The 18,718-nt window shown below is 45.4% G+C and carries 10 protein-coding genes; 6 read left to right on the top strand and 4 right to left on the bottom strand.

The genetic code is table 11. The features are described 5' to 3' along the window. Positions 1-296: 296 nt before the first annotated feature. A complete protein-coding gene (locus tag QQL36_RS22190) occupies positions 297-3,410 on the top strand; it encodes a gliding motility-associated C-terminal domain-containing protein (protein WP_321566813.1) in 3,114 nt (1,037 codons plus the stop codon). Between the two features lie 49 nt (positions 3,411-3,459). Here the strand turns inward: QQL36_RS22190 and QQL36_RS22185 are convergent, their stop codons facing one another. Both QQL36_RS22185 and QQL36_RS22180 read right to left on the bottom strand, forming a co-directional pair. Continuing rightward, complete coding sequence (locus QQL36_RS22185) at positions 3,460-4,350, bottom strand: glycosyltransferase (RefSeq protein WP_321566812.1); 891 nt, start codon at positions 4,348-4,350, stop codon at positions 3,460-3,462. 122 nt (positions 4,351-4,472) lie between these two features. Next, positions 4,473-5,123: a C40 family peptidase gene (locus QQL36_RS22180; RefSeq protein ID WP_321566811.1), complete on the bottom strand. Its 651-nt coding sequence runs from the start codon at positions 5,121-5,123 to the stop codon at positions 4,473-4,475. A gap of 154 nt (positions 5,124-5,277) precedes the next feature. Between QQL36_RS22180 and dnaE the strand changes: the two genes are divergently transcribed. Next, on the top strand, positions 5,278-8,916 hold the full coding sequence (gene dnaE, locus QQL36_RS22175) for a DNA polymerase III subunit alpha (RefSeq protein ID WP_321566810.1): 3,639 nt from the start codon (positions 5,278-5,280) through the stop codon (positions 8,914-8,916). Between the two features lie 266 nt (positions 8,917-9,182). Then, positions 9,183-9,500: a thioredoxin gene (trxA, locus tag QQL36_RS22170; RefSeq protein ID WP_083726181.1), complete on the top strand. Its 318-nt coding sequence runs from the start codon at positions 9,183-9,185 to the stop codon at positions 9,498-9,500. A gap of 215 nt (positions 9,501-9,715) precedes the next feature. On the opposite strand, the gene QQL36_RS22165 is transcribed toward trxA, so the two are convergent. Next, on the bottom strand, positions 9,716-10,873 hold the full coding sequence (locus QQL36_RS22165; RefSeq protein ID WP_321566809.1) for an IS110 family transposase: 1,158 nt from the start codon (positions 10,871-10,873) through the stop codon (positions 9,716-9,718). A gap of 361 nt (positions 10,874-11,234) precedes the next feature. Between QQL36_RS22165 and QQL36_RS22160 the strand changes: the two genes are divergently transcribed. Both QQL36_RS22160 and mqnE read left to right on the top strand, forming a co-directional pair. Beyond that, positions 11,235-13,385, top strand: coding sequence for a M43 family zinc metalloprotease (locus QQL36_RS22160; RefSeq protein ID WP_321566808.1), 2,151 nt, complete (start codon positions 11,235-11,237; stop codon positions 13,383-13,385). Between the two features lie 2 nt (positions 13,386-13,387). Then, entirely contained in the window at positions 13,388-14,569 is a 1,182-nt protein-coding gene (mqnE, locus tag QQL36_RS22155; RefSeq protein WP_321566807.1) for an aminofutalosine synthase MqnE, read from the top strand. A gap of 161 nt (positions 14,570-14,730) precedes the next feature. Here mqnE and QQL36_RS22150 read toward each other — a convergent pair whose 3' ends face one another. Beyond that, positions 14,731-17,196 carry a c-type cytochrome gene (locus tag QQL36_RS22150; protein ID WP_321566806.1) on the bottom strand — a complete coding sequence of 822 codons (2,466 nt, stop codon included), beginning with the start codon at positions 17,194-17,196 and terminating at the stop codon, positions 14,731-14,733. 254 nt (positions 17,197-17,450) lie between these two features. On the opposite strand from QQL36_RS22150, the gene QQL36_RS22145 reads away from it, so the two are divergent. Beyond that, positions 17,451-18,713, top strand: a complete 1,263-nt coding sequence (locus tag QQL36_RS22145; RefSeq protein WP_083726174.1) for a NupC/NupG family nucleoside CNT transporter — start codon at positions 17,451-17,453, stop codon at positions 18,711-18,713. Positions 18,714-18,718 lie beyond the last annotated feature (5 nt).

Genomic DNA, 18,718 nt, shown 5'->3' with positions numbered 1-18,718 from the left:
GTCTGTTCAGAGCTGATGCGACTTTTTAATTATATACATAGTAGCACCGTTTGGCCCCCTGTTACCATGAAAATTTATCTATTTCCGTTGATCAGGTAATTGGAGGAATCGAAAATTGGAAAAAAGTACTTTAATTTCATCTCATAAGGATGCTCCTCATTCATCTGTATGATTCCCCCATCTGGATAATTTACCCGAAATTTTCAAAAAATACTTATACCTTTACTTAAAAGGTTAACTCTTTTTGGGACAAGTCTGTGCATTTACAGCACTTTGTAAGCAATCTATACCTATTTATGAAGCAGTTATTTATCTTCAGCTTTTGTTTGTTAGTATGGCTGAATGTTTCGGGACAAGCTAATTTCACTGCTCCTGATACCGTGTGTATTAATGACCCAGTGAATATTACTAACACTTCCGTAGGAGCAAGTACTTATTACTGGAACTTTTGTGGGTATGACCTATACGGTACTCCTACACTTACAGACCTTGGCAATCCGGGAAGTTTATTGTACGTTCCTACTTTTATCACCATTGAGCAGGATAATGGTATCTGGTACGGTTTTGTCTCCAACTTCGGGTATAACAGTATCGTACGTCTTACTTATGGTAGTAGTCTGTTAAACACACCTACTGCCGAAGATCTCGGTACTTTCAACGGCGATGTGCCGGAATATACTGAAGGCCTCCAGGTTGTAAAAGACGACAACGGCTGGCACCTGATTGTGGTCGGGGGGTATACCACCTCCAAAGCCCGCATTATGAAGATCGACTTCGGCTCTAGTCTCGGTACTGCCAAGGCCAGTCTGACTTCGACCAACTGGGGCAACATCGGTACTACCATGAATTACCCCTCAGAACTCACCATCATTAAGGAAGGCGACGACTATTGGGGGCTGACAGTAAATGCCAGCAGCAATACAGTGACTCGCTTTTACTTCGGTCAAAACTTCACCAATGCACCTACTGCAGAAAATTTAGGCAATGTAACTGGTACACTCAACTTTCCAACCGGTATCTATGCTGCTAAATATAACAATAAAAATTATATATTCGTTACCAACACCTATGCAGGTACGCTGGTACGCATGGACTTTGGCACCTCTATAGGCAATACCCCGGTAAGTACGGACCTGGGGAATGCCAGTGGCGTGCTTACTCAACCGAGAGATATTACAATTATCAATGACTGTGGGAACTTCTATGGTCTGGTGGTGAATAATGTGAGTCATGATATAGCGAGAGTTGATTTCCCCAATGGCGTGGACGGAGCGATCACGGGTTCTACACTGGCTATTTCCGGTCTGACCTTCCCCCACTCTATTTCTACCATGTTCAGAGATGGCGACAACCTGTATTCTATGATCACAGATGCGGATGCGCATAAGATCTTCAGGCTACAGTTTAACAGCTGTTCCAATTCCAGCACACCATCTTCTACATCGGCGACTCCACCTTCTCCGATTATATATGACTCTGCAGGTGTGTACAGCATTCACCTGCTCACAAATGAGAGCTTGTCGACCCAGTCCTCTTTCTGTAAGGAAGTGGTCGTACTGGCACCTCCCAAACCCAACCTGGGTAAGGATACAGGTACCTGTGGTAACGGTACTGTCACCCTCGATGCCGGCGAAGGCAGGACTTATTTATGGAACACCGGCGCAACCACCCGTACTATTGTAGTGACAACAACAGGGGATTATATAGTAAGCGTCAGCAATGGCTATTGCGAAGGCAGAGATACCATACATGTTTCTATCAACAAACCATTGGACCTTTCAAAAACCGTGGTGACCAATGTTGATTGTGGAGGAACCTTAGGACAGATTGAAGTAATGCCGACAGGTGGTACTTATCCATATTCCTATTACTTTGATGGCATCAGTCAGGGCTCAGATTCATTGTATAAAAATCTGGATTCAGGTACTTATTCCATCCGGGTTGTCGATGCTATAGGATGTGAGATTGCACAGGCATATACAGTAGTGCAAAATACAGCCCTGGCAAAACCCAACCTGGGTAAGGATACCGGTACCTGTGGTACAGGATCTGTCACGCTCGATGCAGGCGAAGGACTAACTTATTCATGGAATACCGGCGAGACGACACGCACCATCATGGCCACACATACCGGTGATTATATAGTGACCGTGAGCAATGGCTATTGCGAAGGCAGCGATACCATACATGTCTCTATCAACAAACCGCTGGATCTTACGAATACCGTGGTGACCAATATTGATTGCGGTGTAGCCTTAGGACAAATTGAAGTGATGCCAACGGGTGGTAAGTATCCTTATACCTATTACTTCAATGGTATCAATGAAGGAAAAGATTCTTTGTATCCTAAACTGGATCCGGGTACTTATACAGTAAAGGTAGTAGATGCTGTGGGTTGTGAAATTGCACAGGCATTTACAGTAGTAGAACATACTGCTACTATCATCCGGGCGACTGCCAGCGGAACGAAGCCTACGTGTTATGATGCGACCGATGGGTCTATAACCATACAGGTCAATAAAGGTGTCGCTCCATTTGAATATACCATTGATTCTTTCAAGACTGTGCAGACCACGCCTGTATTAACGGGCCTTACACAGGGGAATTATAAGATCTATATAAGGAATGCCGTGTGCATAGACAGTGTGAGCATTCAATTGTCAGCACCAGCACCGCTGAAAACGGGTGTATCACTTACAAATGAACTCTGTGAAAGAGGTAATGGTACCATTGAAGTAAATCCTTCAGGTGGTACATCGCCATATGCGTTTTATTGGGGCAGTGAGTTGATGACGGAAAATACGGTATCGGATATCAGTGCAGGCTCCTACTCTATCCTGATCAGGGATGCACAGAATTGTACACTGGATACAACCGTGATCATTGAGAACAATAATGTGGCGGCAGTGCATATCTGGAATAATGATACAACAATTAATATCGGGCAGTCAGTAACTCTGAAAGCTACGAATTCACCCGATTATGCGTGGACCCCGGAAGATGGGCTGAGTTGTGTGGATTGTTCTTCGCCGGTAGCGACGCCAGATTCTACGACTACATATGTGGTCAGTACAGTAACTGGGTTAAATTGTATCCCTACTGATACTGTGACAGTGACTGTGACACATTATAAGAAGTTGTTTATCCCTACGGCATTTACGCCAAATGGGGATGGACAGAATGATGTGTTCAGAGTGAAAGGATTGGGGATTACGTATTTTAATATGCGGGTGTTTAACAGAGTGGGGAATTTGGTGTATGCGACAGAAGATTATAGTAGTGGATGGGATGGAAAGCTGAAAGGTGAGGTGGCGCCGATAGGAACGTATGTGTATGTGATACAGTATGCGTTTTATGGAGATGAAATGCATCCGCAGATGGAGAAAGGGACGGTAACATTGATCCGATAAGGTTCCATTCATAAAAAAGCGCGTTTGTTGATAGCAAACGCGCTTTTTATTATGATAAGATTGTCTTCAATTTTATCTTCGCCTGCTTCACATACGGGAAATAAAACCCTGCCACTGTTCCCCATAAACCCGGGAAATCCATTGCATGCCCCGCCTTCACCCACAACTTCCTATTCTCCCAACTGATCTTTTCAATCCTTAATCTCCTCAGCCACGACTTACAAACATGCGCTTCTGCATTTTCAGCAGGCGCATCCAGGCTCACAGGCAATGCTACTTTATTCACCTCTTCATGAAAGAAGATCGCTCCCCTCACCCACTCGTCCCCAAAATTCCCATTGGAAAAATGCACAAGGTCTACATCGTACACTACAGCCACGGTATACTTCTCTGATATTCTCAAACTGATATCCAGGTCGTAAAAATGAAACCCTTTCAGATCAGCTGTATTAAACGGAAACTCCTCCCATATACGCTTGCGGGTACACAACCATACCCCATCCAGACTTTTCACAGGCACAATCACCCCGTTCTTTCCCGCCGGGCGCAGCAGGAACTTCCTGTCTTTGCCTTTGAGATTACGTTGGTAGATATTACAGCAATCAGCCGTAGCCTGGTTTGTCCACCAGCCGGAAATGGTTTTACTTTTGTAGCGGCTGCCGGCAATACCGATCAGGCCGAGGCTGGCATCAGATTTAAAATGTGAAAGTACACTTTGGCCCCAGCCGGCCGTCAGGAATTCAATGTCATCATGCATAAAGCAGATGGTCTCATATTGGGCGCGGGCCGCACCGGTGTTGTAACCGGCCCCCATTCCTCCTAACTCTTTTGCATTATTGATGATGATCACTTCATGTTCCACCCCAATGGTAGCATGGATATTTGCAGTGACCGTACGAACACGCTCAGGATCAATGGAACAGATAATGATTGACAACATGAAGTAGTAACGAATTTAATTTTTAACAATTGTAGGTAGAAAATAAAGCAATTAGAATACCGATCTGGGTGGTCGGTTTAAAAGGTGTCTGTTTTTTTGGTTTAATTTCGCAAAGATAATTATTAGTTCATTCTTCCTGCGCCGACAAAATACTTCTTCCAATAAGTTTCATTCAGATCACTGATCATCACCCCTGAACTTGTAGAAGCATGTACAAATTTAGAATTATCCAGATACACCCCCACATGAGATACCTGTGCCTGGTTGATCTTAAAAAACACCAGGTCGCCCGCCTTCATCTGGCCGTTATTCACCTTTTTAGACTTATCGTACAATCCTGAAGAGGTGCCGGAAGAACTGATCCTGAATACTGTGTTTAACAACTGATTGGCAAAATTACTGCAATCAATACCCGTCTTGGCTTTTCCGCCTAACTGATAAGGCGTACCCCACCAGTCTTCTATAAAATAGAACAAATTGGCATTGAGCACCGTCTCTACAGGTACATCCAATAGCTGTGCATATTTGAATTGCCACAAAGGGGCGTTTTCGACATAAGTACTGCTGGCCTGGGAGAAACTCACTTTTGCATAACTCACACTGGTGGTCTTTGCATTGCTGGAAGTGGTAAAACCATCAAGGAATTCAGGGGAACGGCTGGAAGTGTTGGTCGTGGATTTCTTGGCAGTAGTATTATTTTTAATAACAGCACACGAACTGATTGTTAACAGAAAAATACCGAGCGCCCAAATAAGTCCATTTCTTCCTGCCATATGTACTTTTGATTATAATTTGAGCTAAATTACTAATAATAATTGTTTTTAAAGTGTTGTGGACCAAAAAACCGGAAGCCCCACTGCGGGCGCATTCACCTGCTGTGGATAATTTTTAATTAACTTTGTCCCTGAAGAAACGGAATTTTGTGCCATGAATTTCTCCCACTTACACGTTCATACTCAGTACTCCCTGCTGGATGGAGCCGCAGATATAAAGTCGCTGTATAAAAAAGCAATGGCCAGCAACCAGCCAGCCCTTGCCATTACAGACCACGGAAACATGTTCGGCGTATTCCAGTTTGTGGCAGAAGCATATAACCATCGACTCAACCCCGAAGATCCAAAAGATAAGCGACTGAAAGTAAAGCCCATCGTAGGGTGTGAATTCTACGTGGTAGAAAACAGGTTCAAACGCGCCTTTACCCGCGATGAGAAAGACATCCGTAACCACCAGGTGTTACTCGCCAAGAATGAAGAAGGTTACCGCAACCTCATCAAACTTTGCTCACTCGGGTACATCGAGGGACTGTACGGTAAATATCCCCGTATCGACAAAGAACTCGTTCTCCAATATCATAAAGGTCTGATTGCCACCACTTGTTGTCTCGGTGCCTCTGTGCCCCGCGCCATCCTGAAACATGGAGAAGAGGCTGGCGAAAAGGAATTTAGATGGTGGCTGGACATCTTTGGGGAAGATTTCTATGTAGAAATGCAGCGCCATGGTATTCCTGAACAGGAAAAAGTGAATGTAGTGCTCCTAAAATTTGCAGAGAAATACAATGTAAAAGTGATCGCGTCCAACGACTCCCACTATGTGGACAAGGAAGATGCGAACGCACATGATATCCTGCTTTGTATCAACACCGGTGAGAAAAAATCCACCCCAACCAACAAAGAATTTAACGAAGACGAAGGAGGTAAGAAAAATACCCGCTTCGCATTCTATAACGACGAGTTTTATTTCAAGACCACAGACGAGATGTCACGTCTCTTCCACGACCTGCCACAGGCCATTGACAATACCAATGAGATCGTGGACAAGGTGGAACTGCTGGACCTGAAAAAAGACATCCTGCTCCCAAACTTCCCGATCCCGCCGGGCTTCTTTACGCAGGATCAGTACCTGCGCCACCTGACCATGGAAGGTGCCCGCATGAAGTATGCGGAGATCACGGCAGAAGTGGAAGAACGCCTGAACTTCGAACTACAGGTAATTGAGAACATGGGATTTGCCGGTTACTTCCTCATCGTATCTGACTTTATCAAGGCAGGTCGCGATCTGGGGGTATTTATCGGTCCCGGCCGTGGATCAGCAGCGGGATCGGCGGTGGCGTATTCCATTGGGATCACCAATATTGACCCGATCAAGTATAACCTCCTGTTTGAGCGTTTCCTGAATCCGGAACGTAAGAGCATGCCCGATATTGATACGGACTTCGATGATGAAGGCCGTCAGAAAGTGATTGACTATGTGGTAGACAAATATGGCAAGAACCAGGTAGCGCAGATCATTACCTATGGTACCATGGCTGCCAAAATGAGTATCAAAGACGTGGCCCGTGTGATGGACCTGCCACTGGTAGAATCCAATATGCTGGCCAAGATGGTGCCCGATAAACCGGGTATACAGCTGGACCGTATCTTCAATGCCCCGATCGATGAGGGTGAGAAGAGTCTGGCAGAGAAAGAGGGACTCGGACCCGAAGACCTTGAAAACGTAAGGAAACTCCGCGAGATCATCAAAGGCGACGACCTGCAGGGCGAAGTGCTCCGCGAGGCCTGCGTACTGGAAGGGTCCGTACGAAATACAGGTATCCATGCGGCAGGTATTATCATTGCGCCAAAGGATCTGTACGACCTGATACCGGTGTCTACAGCGAAGGATTCTGATCTGCTGGTAACCCAGTTTGAAGGTAGTATCATTGAAAGCGCCGGTGTAATCAAGATGGACTTTTTGGGTCTGAAAACCCTGACCATCATCAAGGGTGCGCTGGAACTGATCAAAATGAACCACGGGGTAGTAATCTCTATCGACGATATTCCGCTGGATGATGCACGTACTTACGAGTTGTACCAGAAGGGAGAGACGAACGCAACGTTCCAGTTCGAGTCGCCCGGTATGCAAAAGTACCTCCGTGAGTTGAAGCCCGATAGATTTGATGACCTGATTGCAATGAACGCCTTGTACCGTCCGGGGCCACTGGAGTACATTCCGTTGTTCATCCGTCGTAAACATGGTCTGGAAGAGACGGTGTATGACCTGCCGGAGATGGAGGAATACATGCGTGATACTTATGGTATCTCGGTATATCAGGAGCAGGTAATGTTGCTGAGTCAGAAGCTGGCGAACTTCTCCAAAGGTGATGCGGACGTACTCCGTAAAGCCATGGGTAAGAAGCAGAAGGCGGTACTGGACAAAATGAAGAAACAGTTCATGGACGGTTGTGAAAAGAACGGCCATGATCTGAAGATATGTGAGAAGGTGTGGACGGACTGGGAAGCATTTGCATCCTATGCGTTCAACAAATCACACTCTACCTGTTATGCATTTGTGGCGTACCAGACGGCGTACCTGAAGGCCCACTACCCTGCTGAGTACATGGCGGCAGTACTGAACTGTGCGAGCAATATTGAAAAGATCACCTTCTTCATGGAAGAAGCCAAGCGTATGGGTATTGACGTATTGCCGCCGGATGTGAATGAATCTTTCAAAGGTTTTGCGGTGAACAAGATGGGGCAGATCCGTTTCGGCCTGGCAGGTTTGAAAGGTGTGGGTGAAGCAGCGGTAGAGAACATTCTGGAAGAGCGTAAAAAAGAGGGCACCTTCAAGGATATCTTTGACCTGATCAAGCGTGTGAACCAACGTGCGGTAAATAAGAAATCGCTGGAAGCCCTGGCTATGTCGGGTGCGTTTGATTGTTTCCCGGCGTTGCATAGAGCACAGTATTTCTTTAAGCCGGAGAATGATATGACGACGGGTTTGGATAAGATTGTGAAATTCGGGAACCAGGTAACCGCAGGGTCTTCTAATATTGGTAGTTTGTTTGGCGATGAAGATATGCCGGCGATAGAACCGCCGAAACTGCCAAATTGTGATCCATGGCCGTTGATCCTGAAGCTGAATAATGAGAGAGAGGTGACGGGGATCTACATTTCCGGGCATCCGCTGGATGATTATCGATTTGAGAGCAGGTTCTATAATATGAATAAGGTATCGGAACTGGTTGAATATCAAGCGGAGATAACAGCTCCGGGGGGTGGTAAGCCAGGCCGTGAAAAGAACTTCAGACTGGCGGTGTATGTAACGGGCGCGCAGGAGCGTATATCCCGAAACAACAGACAGTTTGGCATTATGACGGTGGAAGATTATAGCGGGAAGTTTGAGTTTGCGCTGTGGAGTGAGGACTTTATCCGGTTTGCGCCTTATTTGAAAACGGGATTGTGTTTGTTTATCAATGGAGGATTTAAGGCAAGACGATTTAATGATAGTGAGTATGAGTTTAAGGTAGGTAGTATACAGTTATTGCAGGAAGTGAAGAAGACGCATACGAAGAAGGTAGGGTTAGTGACAATGCCGAAGTTCATCACACGTGATCTGGTTGACTTTTTAGTAGATAATATTAATAAATATCCGGGGTCGAGTGAGTTGTTCTTACAGTTGGTGGATAGGGATAATGATCTGCACGTCAAGATGCATACGTTTAATAAGCATATTGAGATGAATGATGAGCTGGCGCATTTCCTATCGAAACAGCCTGATCTGGATGTGTATATAGAAACGGCGAAGTAAAGGAACTTTTAAAGCTCCTGAACGAAAGAATTTTAATGCAGGACCGGAGATATAACCAATAATGCGGACAAAAGAACCAATTCGCCGGAAGTTGATACTTATATAGATACTATCAATAAGTAGGCGAATAAAAATGATTTAACTTGCATCGTAAATAATCGATATAACGATTTGCAGAACATGCCAAAAAAGCAGTAATTTGCGCCCGGTTTGATTCTTGCATAATTAATTACAGGATTTTAAAAATTTTTATAAATACTAATAACATGGCATTAGAATTCACTGATTCCAACTTCCAAGACGAAGTGTTGAGCTCAGACAAATTGAGCGTAATTGATTTCTGGGCAGAATGGTGTGGTCCTTGTCGCGCTATCGGTCCAGTGATCGAAGAGCTCTCTAAAGATTACTCTGGTAAGGTTAATGTTGGTAAAGTAAATGTTGACCAGAATCCTCAGTTGTCCATCAATTATGGAATTACAAGTATTCCTGCGATCCTTTTCATTAAGAATGGTCAGGTAGTTGATAAGCAAGTAGGTGCAGCGCCTCGTTCAGTATTGGAAAAGAAGATTCAGGCGAACCTGTAATCTTTGGAAATAAATTTAGCAAAAGGGCGGCTCTGGTGAGCTGCCCTTTTTTCTGAAAGAGAAAAAGGTAAGGCCCCGTCCATATTATAAATAATTTGATAAATCCATCGGTAAAAGAAGAATTTTTTCTACGTGCTCAGTGGCAACAACCGTTGGTTCCTGATGGATTTAATCAGTTTTATTCTCGATCTCGAAGGAATCAATAAAGAGACGATCTAATTGGTGGTTACTATTCTTGGTGTGGGTTCTTTATAAGGCAGTCCTTCTTTAAGTATGTGGTAAACAGCCACTAAAATTTTATGAGCAATAGCTAACAATGCTCTTTTCTTTCCCCTTCTGGCAGCAATTGCGTAGTATTTATTTTTTAGCCAGCCTGTTTTAACTTTAGTTGCTACCCATGCCGCTTCTACCAGCACAGTTTTAAGCATTTTGTTACCCTGAGTGACACGACTACTTTTCTTTTTACCCGCACTTTCGTTATTTCCCGGACATACCCCTGCCCATGAAGCCAGATGATCAGCTGTAGGGAAAACACTCATATCAAAACCTATTTCTGAGACAATCCCCTTAACCGTTTCGTGGCCTACACCTGGAATGGTCTCCAACAATTCCACCTCGGTGGAGTGAGACTGAATGTATTGTTCCAGTCTGCGATCTATGCGATCAATATGTTGTTGGATACTTTCCAGCGCCAGTTTACTGGTTTGGAGCATAAAGCGGTGATGGTCTGTTATTTTCCCATTCAGTGCCTGTATGAGTTGAGGTATTTTATTTTTCAATCTTCCCTTGGCTAAGCCAGCCAGTAGTGTGGGATCTGATTGTTCTTCTATGATCGCACATATAATAGCCCAGCCTGACTTCCCAAACAGATCGCTGACAACATTACCAAGCTTAATATTAGCGTCTTCAAGTATTTTTTGTAACCGGTTCCTTTCTGAAACACGGTAACCTATTTGTTTTTTCTTATAACGGAATAATTCTCTCATTTCCCTGATTTGTGCAGGAGGAATAAAACTACCTTTGAGCAAGCCACTAGCTAATAATTTGGCTATCCATGCACTATCTTTACGGTCTGTTTTGTGGCCTGGTACATACTTGATATGCCGGGCGTTAACTAACATTAGATTAAAATTATCCTCCAATATATTAAAAACAGGCTTCCAATACACCCCTGTACTTTCCATGGCCAGGTGAGTGACCTGTTCTGCCTGAAGCCAACTCTTCAGCGACTGAAGATCTTCCGTAAACGTACCAAACGTACGTGTTTGATCTGCTTTTTGATTAATTTTAACCGTTACTACGACATTTTCCTTGTGCACATCAATACCTGCACATCTATCAAATAACTGAGGGAATTCTACTACGTGGGACATGGTAATTTAGTTTCGCAACCTCAATTTACCACTTTCATCCCCGTTGGTGAATTCCCTCTTTCATGAAGGTTTATTGGGTATTTGTTCAAAAAATCCCATAAATACGAAATATACCAGGAATGCGTTTAAACAATTTGAAAAAATCGCGGTCAAACAGTCGAGAGCCAATCAATTGTTACAGAAGGACTTTCCTGAAATCATGGGTCTCTTTTTGAATTATCTCCCCCTATAAATAGTTAGGAATACATTCAAAATGACTCCCTAATTTTTGAAAAATATCTTTAAAGTGTGTGACAAAAGATTGTAACTTTCCCCGAATTTTCGGACAACAGCCGCTAATTTTAACTTTCAAACTTGAACTTTGCGCAATTTTACCCTTTTTATCCTAACCGTCTTCCTATCATTACCTGCATTGGGCCAACGCCAGTGTGGCACCGAAATAGCTGTTCAGGAACAGATCAAGGAAAATCCATCCTTGCAGGTACTACGTGATAAGATTGAAGCACGCAACCGCTCAAAGATTTCTGCTATCAAATTAACCAGAGCAGAGGCCAAAACGACCGCTACATACAACACCGTTACCATTCCTGTAGTCGTTCACATTGTACTGCAAAACACAGCTGTCGTTACCGACGCACAGGTACAATCACAGATCGATGTACTGAACAGGGACTATGCTGCTTTGAACACAGATACCAGCATTCTGCCGAGTGTATGGAAAACACTGGTTGGAGATTCCAAGATCCAGTTTTGTCTGGCACAGCGTACACCATCAGGTGAAGTAACAAGTGGGATAGAGCGCGTAACTACTACAAAATCAAGTTTTAGCATTACTTCAGCTGCCAAGGCCGTAAAGTTCGCCAGTTCCAGTGGCGCTGACCAATGGGATGGCACTAAATACCTGAACATCTGGGTATGTCACCTGGAAAGCGGGTACCTGGGTGTCGCTACTTTCCCTGGATTATATGCAGACAACCAACAGGGCGTTGTCATTGATTATACCGGTTTCGGTACTACGGGTACCGCTGCCTCTCCCTACAATAAAGGCCGTACTGCCACCCACGAAATAGGTCACTACTTCAACCTCCGTCACATATGGGGAGATGAAGATGCCTGTGCGGCAGATGACGGTATCGACGATACCCCTAAACAGGCAAAGGCCACTTATGGCTGTCCGGCATGGCCACAGGTTGACCAATGCGCGACCTCCAATCCGGGGTATATGTTCGAAAACTACATGGACTATTCAGATGATGCCTGCCTGGTACTTTTTACTACAGAACAGGTAGACGTGATCCGTGCTACCCTCACCGACGACAGGGCTTCGCTCCTCACTTCCGACGGCTGTACGCCACTGAATCTGAAAACACTGGATGCCGAAGTGGAATCCGTGATCACCCCGTACAACCAACAGTGTGATGCGAGCATTACCCCTTCCGTGATCCTGAAAAACTTTGGTTTGACAACACTGACCAAAGTAAATATCAACTACCAGGTAGACGATGGTACCGTGTATACGACCGCATGGACGGGTAGTCTGGCGGCTTTGAAAACGGATACCGTGAGTCTGGCTAACAGCACTCTCGATGTAGGCGAGCATATACTGAAAGCCTTCACGACCCTGCCGAATGGCTCGGCTGATAACGATGCGACTAACGACACTGCGTGGACGACTACAAGCTATTATAACAATATTACTTTCCCGCTGAAAGAAGGTTTCGAAAGCTCCACCTTCCCGCCTGCCGGCTGGGAGATCTCTAACCCGGATGGTTCATATACCTGGGAAAGGACGGCGGTGACCCGTGGCGATAGCAGTTACTACGCTATTGAGATGCGCAACCTGGCTTACGATGTAAATGGTGAAATAGACGATATCCGCACACCGACCATCGATCCTAGCGGCGTGGATTCCATCTTCCTCTTCTTCGATGTGGCGGCGGCTACTTACTCCGATGTGAATGGTAGTACAAATGATTTATGGGATAGTCTGCTGGTAATGACCACTTCCGACTGTTCACAGACCTACGATACCCTGTATAATAAATGGGGTAAGACGCTGGTAACGACCACCACACCCAAAACTTCTGAGTTTGTACCTACGGCAGCCCAGTGGCGCAGGGACTCTATCAACCTGACGCCGATTATTAAGAAAGGGCAGTTCAGGGTGGTATTCAGAAATGTGAGCAATGCGGAGAACAATATTTACCTGGATAATATCAATATCATTACCCGGTCTACCCCGGCTTACCTGAAGGAAAAGGGTATTGCGGTAGGGCCGGTTCCGACTTCGGGGCAGGTGTATGTAACCTTCCTGGAGGTGCCGGACAATCTGGATTTCATTGGGGTGTATAATACTTCGGGGCAGTTGATCGCTAAACAGCGTGGCTCCAATATCGATGGCAGCAATCGTTTCACTTTTGATTTGGTAAATGAGCCAAATGGTGTTTATTTTGTAAAGTTAATTTACCGAAATAGTAAGGCAAAGACTTATAAGATAATAAAAGTGAATTAGAGATGATAACTCAAAACGATTATCCTGCAGTAGAAACGCTGTTGCAGGATTCCAGGCTGGATAAAGCATTGAAGAACATTGGTGAAAAGGTGCTCGCGCGTGAGCGATTGACTACTGATGAGGCCATACTGCTGTTTGAAAAAGGCGAGCTGGGCTATGTGGGCGCACTGGCCAATTTCGTGAGGGTACGTATGCATGGAGATAAGACCTATTTCAACAGGAACTTCCATATCGAGCCGACGAACGTTTGTATTTTCACTTGTAAATTCTGTTCATATTCAAAGCTTTATAAGAATAAGGAAGAGGGTTGGGAACTGAGCATTGACCAGATGCTGGATATTGTGAAGAAGTATGACGGGCAGCCGGTGACGGAAGTACATATTGTGGGTGGGGTGCATCCGAAGATGAACCTGGATTTCTTTGTGGAGCTGTTGCAGAAGATCAGGGCGCATAGACCGGATCTGCATCTGAAAGGGTTTACAGCGGTGGAGTTGGATTATATGTTCCGCAAAGCGAAGCTGAGTGTGGAAGAAGGGATGAAGAAGCTGCATGATGCCGGATTGCAATCATTGCCAGGCGGAGGTGCGGAGATCTTTAATGCGGAGATCCGGGCGCAGATCTGTCATGATAAGGTGGATGCGGATGGATGGTTGAATATTCATAGAGCGGCGCATAATTTAGGCATGCATACGAATGCGACTATGCTATATGGGCATATTGAGCAGTATTGGCATAGGGTGGATCATATGGAGAGATTGAGGCAGTTGCAGGATGAGACGCATGGGTTTAATACGTTTATTCCTTTGAAATTTAGGAATAAGGATAATGAGATGGAGCATGTGGGTGAGGTTTCTGTGATTGAGGATCTTCGTTTGTATGCGATAGCTCGTTTGTATATGGATAACTTCCCGCATTTGAAGGCTTATTGGCCGATGTTGGGTAGGCAGAGTGCGCAGTTGACGCTGTCATTTGGGGTGAATGATCTGGATGGGACGATAGATGATACGACGAAGATTTATTCAATGGCGGGTGCTGAGGAGCAGAATCCGAGTATGAATACGGCGCAGTTGGCGATGTTGATTAAGCAGGCAGGAAGAAGGCCGGTGGAGAGGGATACGGTTTATAATGAGATTAAGGATTATACGGATGTTGTTTTTTCTGATGAGGAATTGATGGCGAAGTAGTTTTTCTTCTTTAAATAATTGCAAAAAAATGGGCTGATTGCTACGCAATCAGCCCATTTTTTTGAGGGGATTTTATTTGTGGTTGGACTGCCGTCCAACCACAAATAAAATCAGAGATAGTTAATTCGAGTCTTTCATTACTTAATTCGACGCTATATTGCTTAGTTCAGTTCTTCTATTGTGAACGGCTTTTGTCTGCCTTTATACTTCTTCCTTACCTCCTGTATATCCTTCTCCGTTACCTTCGGTGCCTGGTTACTCCAACAATTTCTGATGAAGCTGAGCACTTCGGCGATGTCCTGATCATTGAATTCGTCATTGCTGCCAATGCCGGGCATATCGGCACTGATTTCGGGTGCTTTGTAGTGTTTTCCATTTACATCAATAGGTCCGGTAAGGCCGTATAACACTATGGAAATCAGTCGATTCTTATCGCCGGTAACGAGCTGCGACTGGTTGAGCGGAGGGGCGAGTGATTTGATCCCTTCTCCATCTTTTCCGTGGCAGGTCTGGCAGATATTGGCGAAAAGTTTGGCGCCTTTGGGGTATTCTTTGACAAGGGCGTCGGTGATTTTTGCCTTGCGATGTGTCTCGATATCTTTGATGATGGCTTCGAGATGACGACGCATGGCAAGGGTGGTATCAGGATTTATTTTTATTAGTTGAGATAAGAGTTGGGTTTCTTTGCCGCCGTTATTATTGATGATCGCATCTGCTACATAACGGTCGTTTGCATAGTGGGTCATCAATTTTGTTTGCAGGTCGGAACTGTTAGGGAGGTAAGGCAACACCAACGCGATGTATGGCGCGAGGAATACATTATTCTCTAACGATGTTAAGGTGGCGGTAGCTGCCGGAGGTGCTAAAGCGGTGGTAGCTGAACCAGATCTTAAAGTGGTAGTCGCTGCTGGAGAGGCTAAAGCGCCGGTAGTTGAACCAGATCTTAAAGTGGTAGTCGCTGCTGGAGATGCTAAAGCGCCGGTAGTTGAACCAGATCTTAAAGTGATAGTCGCTGCTGGAGATGCTAAAGCGCCGGTAGTTGAACCAGATCTTAATCCGGCAGTAGCTCCATGAGATTTGACCGATGGCAGCGCGGAGATAGCTGCTGCCTGCAGATATGGGTTTTTCTGGTGCAGCAGGAAATCAATTTCATTATATGATAAAGCCCCTAAACCTTCCAGGGTCCATAAAGCATGAATAGCGCCATAGGTATTACCTTCCTGATGCAGGCGTTCTTTTAAATGTGGAATGAGCTGTGTATAATGATGATCAATGATCATCTGTTGTGCCTTATCCCTGATCCAACCGTTGGGATTCTCTAACAGCGCAAAGAGCTTGTCAGGGTTATTGTCCAGTGCCATCGGCTTCATTTTGGCGCCGGCAGGGACAATGCGGTAGATACGACCACAATTGAGTGGGTTGGTGAGGTTACGGCTTTTGATCTCGTCCTTGAGATACGGCGTCAGGTATGTCTTATGCTGGATGATACCACGGTACATATCGACGATATAAAGGGCGCCATCGGGTGCGTCGTAGAGACTTACCGGGCGGAAACGCTCATCATCGCTGGCGAGGAATTCCTTTTTCTGGTAGGCCTGACGACCTTTTACAATATAGCCGCTATCCTGGATGATGTTGCGTTTGATCAGGTTACCGCAAGGCTCAGCGACGAAAATGTTGTTGTCGTATTCTTTGCCTAAGAGGCTCCCCCTGTAAACGAGCGGACTACAGGCCGCAGTCATTTCTACCAGGCGTAGACTATCGTCGAGGATACCTTTCATATAACCACGGTTCACACCGGGTGTCGGGTGAATGGGATAGACACGGTTGTCGGGAACGATCTTCTCGTCGTAACCAGCAATTGTTTTCTGGTTAGGATTGCGGGCGCCAAGGCCGGGTGGAAAGTAATCGCCGAGTACGTTTTCCGAGTTATTGTTAGAGTAAAGACGGCCAAAGTTATCCTGGCTTACACCCCACTGACCACGGAAGTGGGTATCCTGTTTTACCCATTTGCCATTGATCTGGCGGTAGCGTTTATCCGATTTTGCATTGTAGATCCAGTTGTCCATAGCGCGAAGCAGACCGTTTGGCTGGTGCTCTACGTTGCCGCCTTCGGTGTATTTGTCATCGATCAGTACACGATTGCCGGCTACGTCGTTTTTGACCGGGACGAACCAGAGTTTAGGTGGTTCGGCCAGCAAAAAGCCGCCGGGAACAAGACAGATAGCACGTGGCAGGATCAACGAGTCCAGGAGTACTTTGCGGGTGTCGGCAACGCCATCATGGGTGGTATCTTCTAAGATCACCACTTTGCCGTTGGGCACATCTTCGCCAGTACCTACGGTATCGGGCATGTACCCCATCATTTCGACTACCCACATACGGCCTTTGTCGTCGAAGGTCATAGCTACCGGGGTTGTGATCAACGGTTCCGACGCTACGAGTTGTACTTCGAGTCCTTTTTCCACCTGCATGTGTGAGATGGCGGTAGTAGCATCCAGTACGGGGGATGGGCCGAGTTTTTTTCTCATGGCCGTGGAATCTGATTGTTGGTCTTTTGCCGGTCCTGGGCTTGTACAGGCGGATAGCCAGTAGGCGGCTGCCAGGAAAAGTGTCCAGTTTTTCATTTATGTAATCGATTGAAATGACAATTTAGATATAAAATTATATTTATAAGGCGCAATTTTGATAGGGGGCAAAGTGGATCCCCTCCCCATCACATGTAATTAAATTCTATACATCACACTCATTCCCCACTTCATCCATTCCCAACCAAAATCAGCTTTTTTATTGGGGTAAACCACTTAATTAGCACCAAAATCCCCCTATATATTTCCCTAATGTTTTTTACCTTCGCTCCTTACTAGATCTAAATTAGCTTATGGGACGTTTTCAGGGCCTTTTTGGTATTTTACTCATCCTGGGACTTGCTTACTTATTTTCCAACAACAAAAAGAAGATCAATTTCCGTCTTGTATTGAGTGGTATTGGCCTGCAGATAATAATTGCCCTGCTGGTATTCAAGGTACCACCGGTTTTCAGATTTTTTCAGTTATTAGGGAAAGCGATGGGCAAGCTGGAGCAGTTTGCCCGTGAAGGAGTGGCTTTTGTGTATGCAGGTATTGCTGTGAAACCTACCCCTGATACGATCAGTGATTATGCGCAGAGTGGTTTTGTGTTTGCGTTCAATGTGACTGCTGCGATCATTTTAGTGTGTTCGCTGGTGGCGATATTTTATCACTTTGGTATTATGCAGCGGATTGTGGCTGTGATAGCCAGGGCGATGAATGTGATCATGCGTGTGAGTGGTGCGGAGGCGTTGAGTAATGTGGCGAGTGCGTTTGTGGGGCAGATTGAAGCCCAGGTAATGATCCGTCCTTATTTGCCATATATGACCAAGAGTGAGTTGCTGGCATCGATGAGTGGTAGTCTGGCGTGTATAGCGGGGGGTATTCTGGTGGTGTATTCCAATATGGGATTGGCTGCGGGGATGGACCTGGCACCAATGCTGATCACGGCGAGTCTGATGGCGGCGCCGGGGGCGTTGGTGATTTCGAAGATTGTGTTTCCGGAAACGGAGGAATCACAGACTATGGGGATTGTGAAGCTGGATGTGAAGAGTCATTATGTGAATGTGATTGATGCGATTTCACATGGTGCAAGTGATGGGTTTAAGATTGCGATGAATGTGATTGCCATGATCATTGGGTTTATTGCTTTGATTGCGTTTTTGGACTGGGGGTTGCTGAAGATCGGGCATATTTTCAATCCGGGATTTGATTTGAGTCTGAATTATATTTTTGGAAAATTGTTTTATCCGGTGGCGTGGGCGATGGGTGTGCCGAATGGGGATGTAAATAATGTGGCGACCTTGCTGGGACAGAAGCTGACGGTAAATGAGTTTATTGCGTTTAAGCATTTGACGGATAAGACGATACCAGTGGTGTCTTCTAAGGGGTTATTGATTGTGAGTGTGGCGATTTGTGGATTTGCTAATTTTAGTAGTGTAGGGATGCAGATCGGGGGTATTGGTGTGTTGGCGCCTGAGAGAAGAGGGGATTTGGCAGCGTTGGGGATGAAGGCGTTGTTTTGTGGTACGCTCGCTTCTTATTTGTCAGCGACAATAGCAGGGATTTTGATCTAAGAAAA

Source organism: Chitinophaga sp. LS1 (assembly GCF_034274695.1).
GTDB lineage: Bacteria > Bacteroidota > Bacteroidia > Chitinophagales > Chitinophagaceae > Chitinophaga.
Note: the sequence above shows the minus strand (reverse complement) of the source record. Positions and strands in the feature narration are given on the sequence as shown.

Bases quoted from the DNA above. Each gene is read 5' to 3' on its own strand.
- QQL36_RS22190 (WP_321566813.1), top strand. From the start codon at position 297: ATGAAGCAGTTATTTATCTTCAGCTTTTGTTTGTTAGTATGGCTGAAT.
- QQL36_RS22185 (WP_321566812.1), bottom strand. From the start codon at position 4,350: ATGTTGTCAATCATTATCTGTTCCATTGATCCTGAGCGTGTTCGTACG.
- QQL36_RS22180 (WP_321566811.1), bottom strand. From the start codon at position 5,123: ATGGCAGGAAGAAATGGACTTATTTGGGCGCTCGGTATTTTTCTGTTA.
- dnaE (WP_321566810.1), top strand. From the start codon at position 5,278: ATGAATTTCTCCCACTTACACGTTCATACTCAGTACTCCCTGCTGGAT.
- trxA (WP_083726181.1), top strand. From the start codon at position 9,183: ATGGCATTAGAATTCACTGATTCCAACTTCCAAGACGAAGTGTTGAGC.
- QQL36_RS22165 (WP_321566809.1), bottom strand. From the start codon at position 10,873: ATGTCCCACGTAGTAGAATTCCCTCAGTTATTTGATAGATGTGCAGGT.
- mqnE (WP_321566807.1), top strand. From the start codon at position 13,388: ATGATAACTCAAAACGATTATCCTGCAGTAGAAACGCTGTTGCAGGAT.
- QQL36_RS22150 (WP_321566806.1), bottom strand. From the start codon at position 17,196: ATGAAAAACTGGACACTTTTCCTGGCAGCCGCCTACTGGCTATCCGCC.
- QQL36_RS22145 (WP_083726174.1), top strand. From the start codon at position 17,451: ATGGGACGTTTTCAGGGCCTTTTTGGTATTTTACTCATCCTGGGACTT.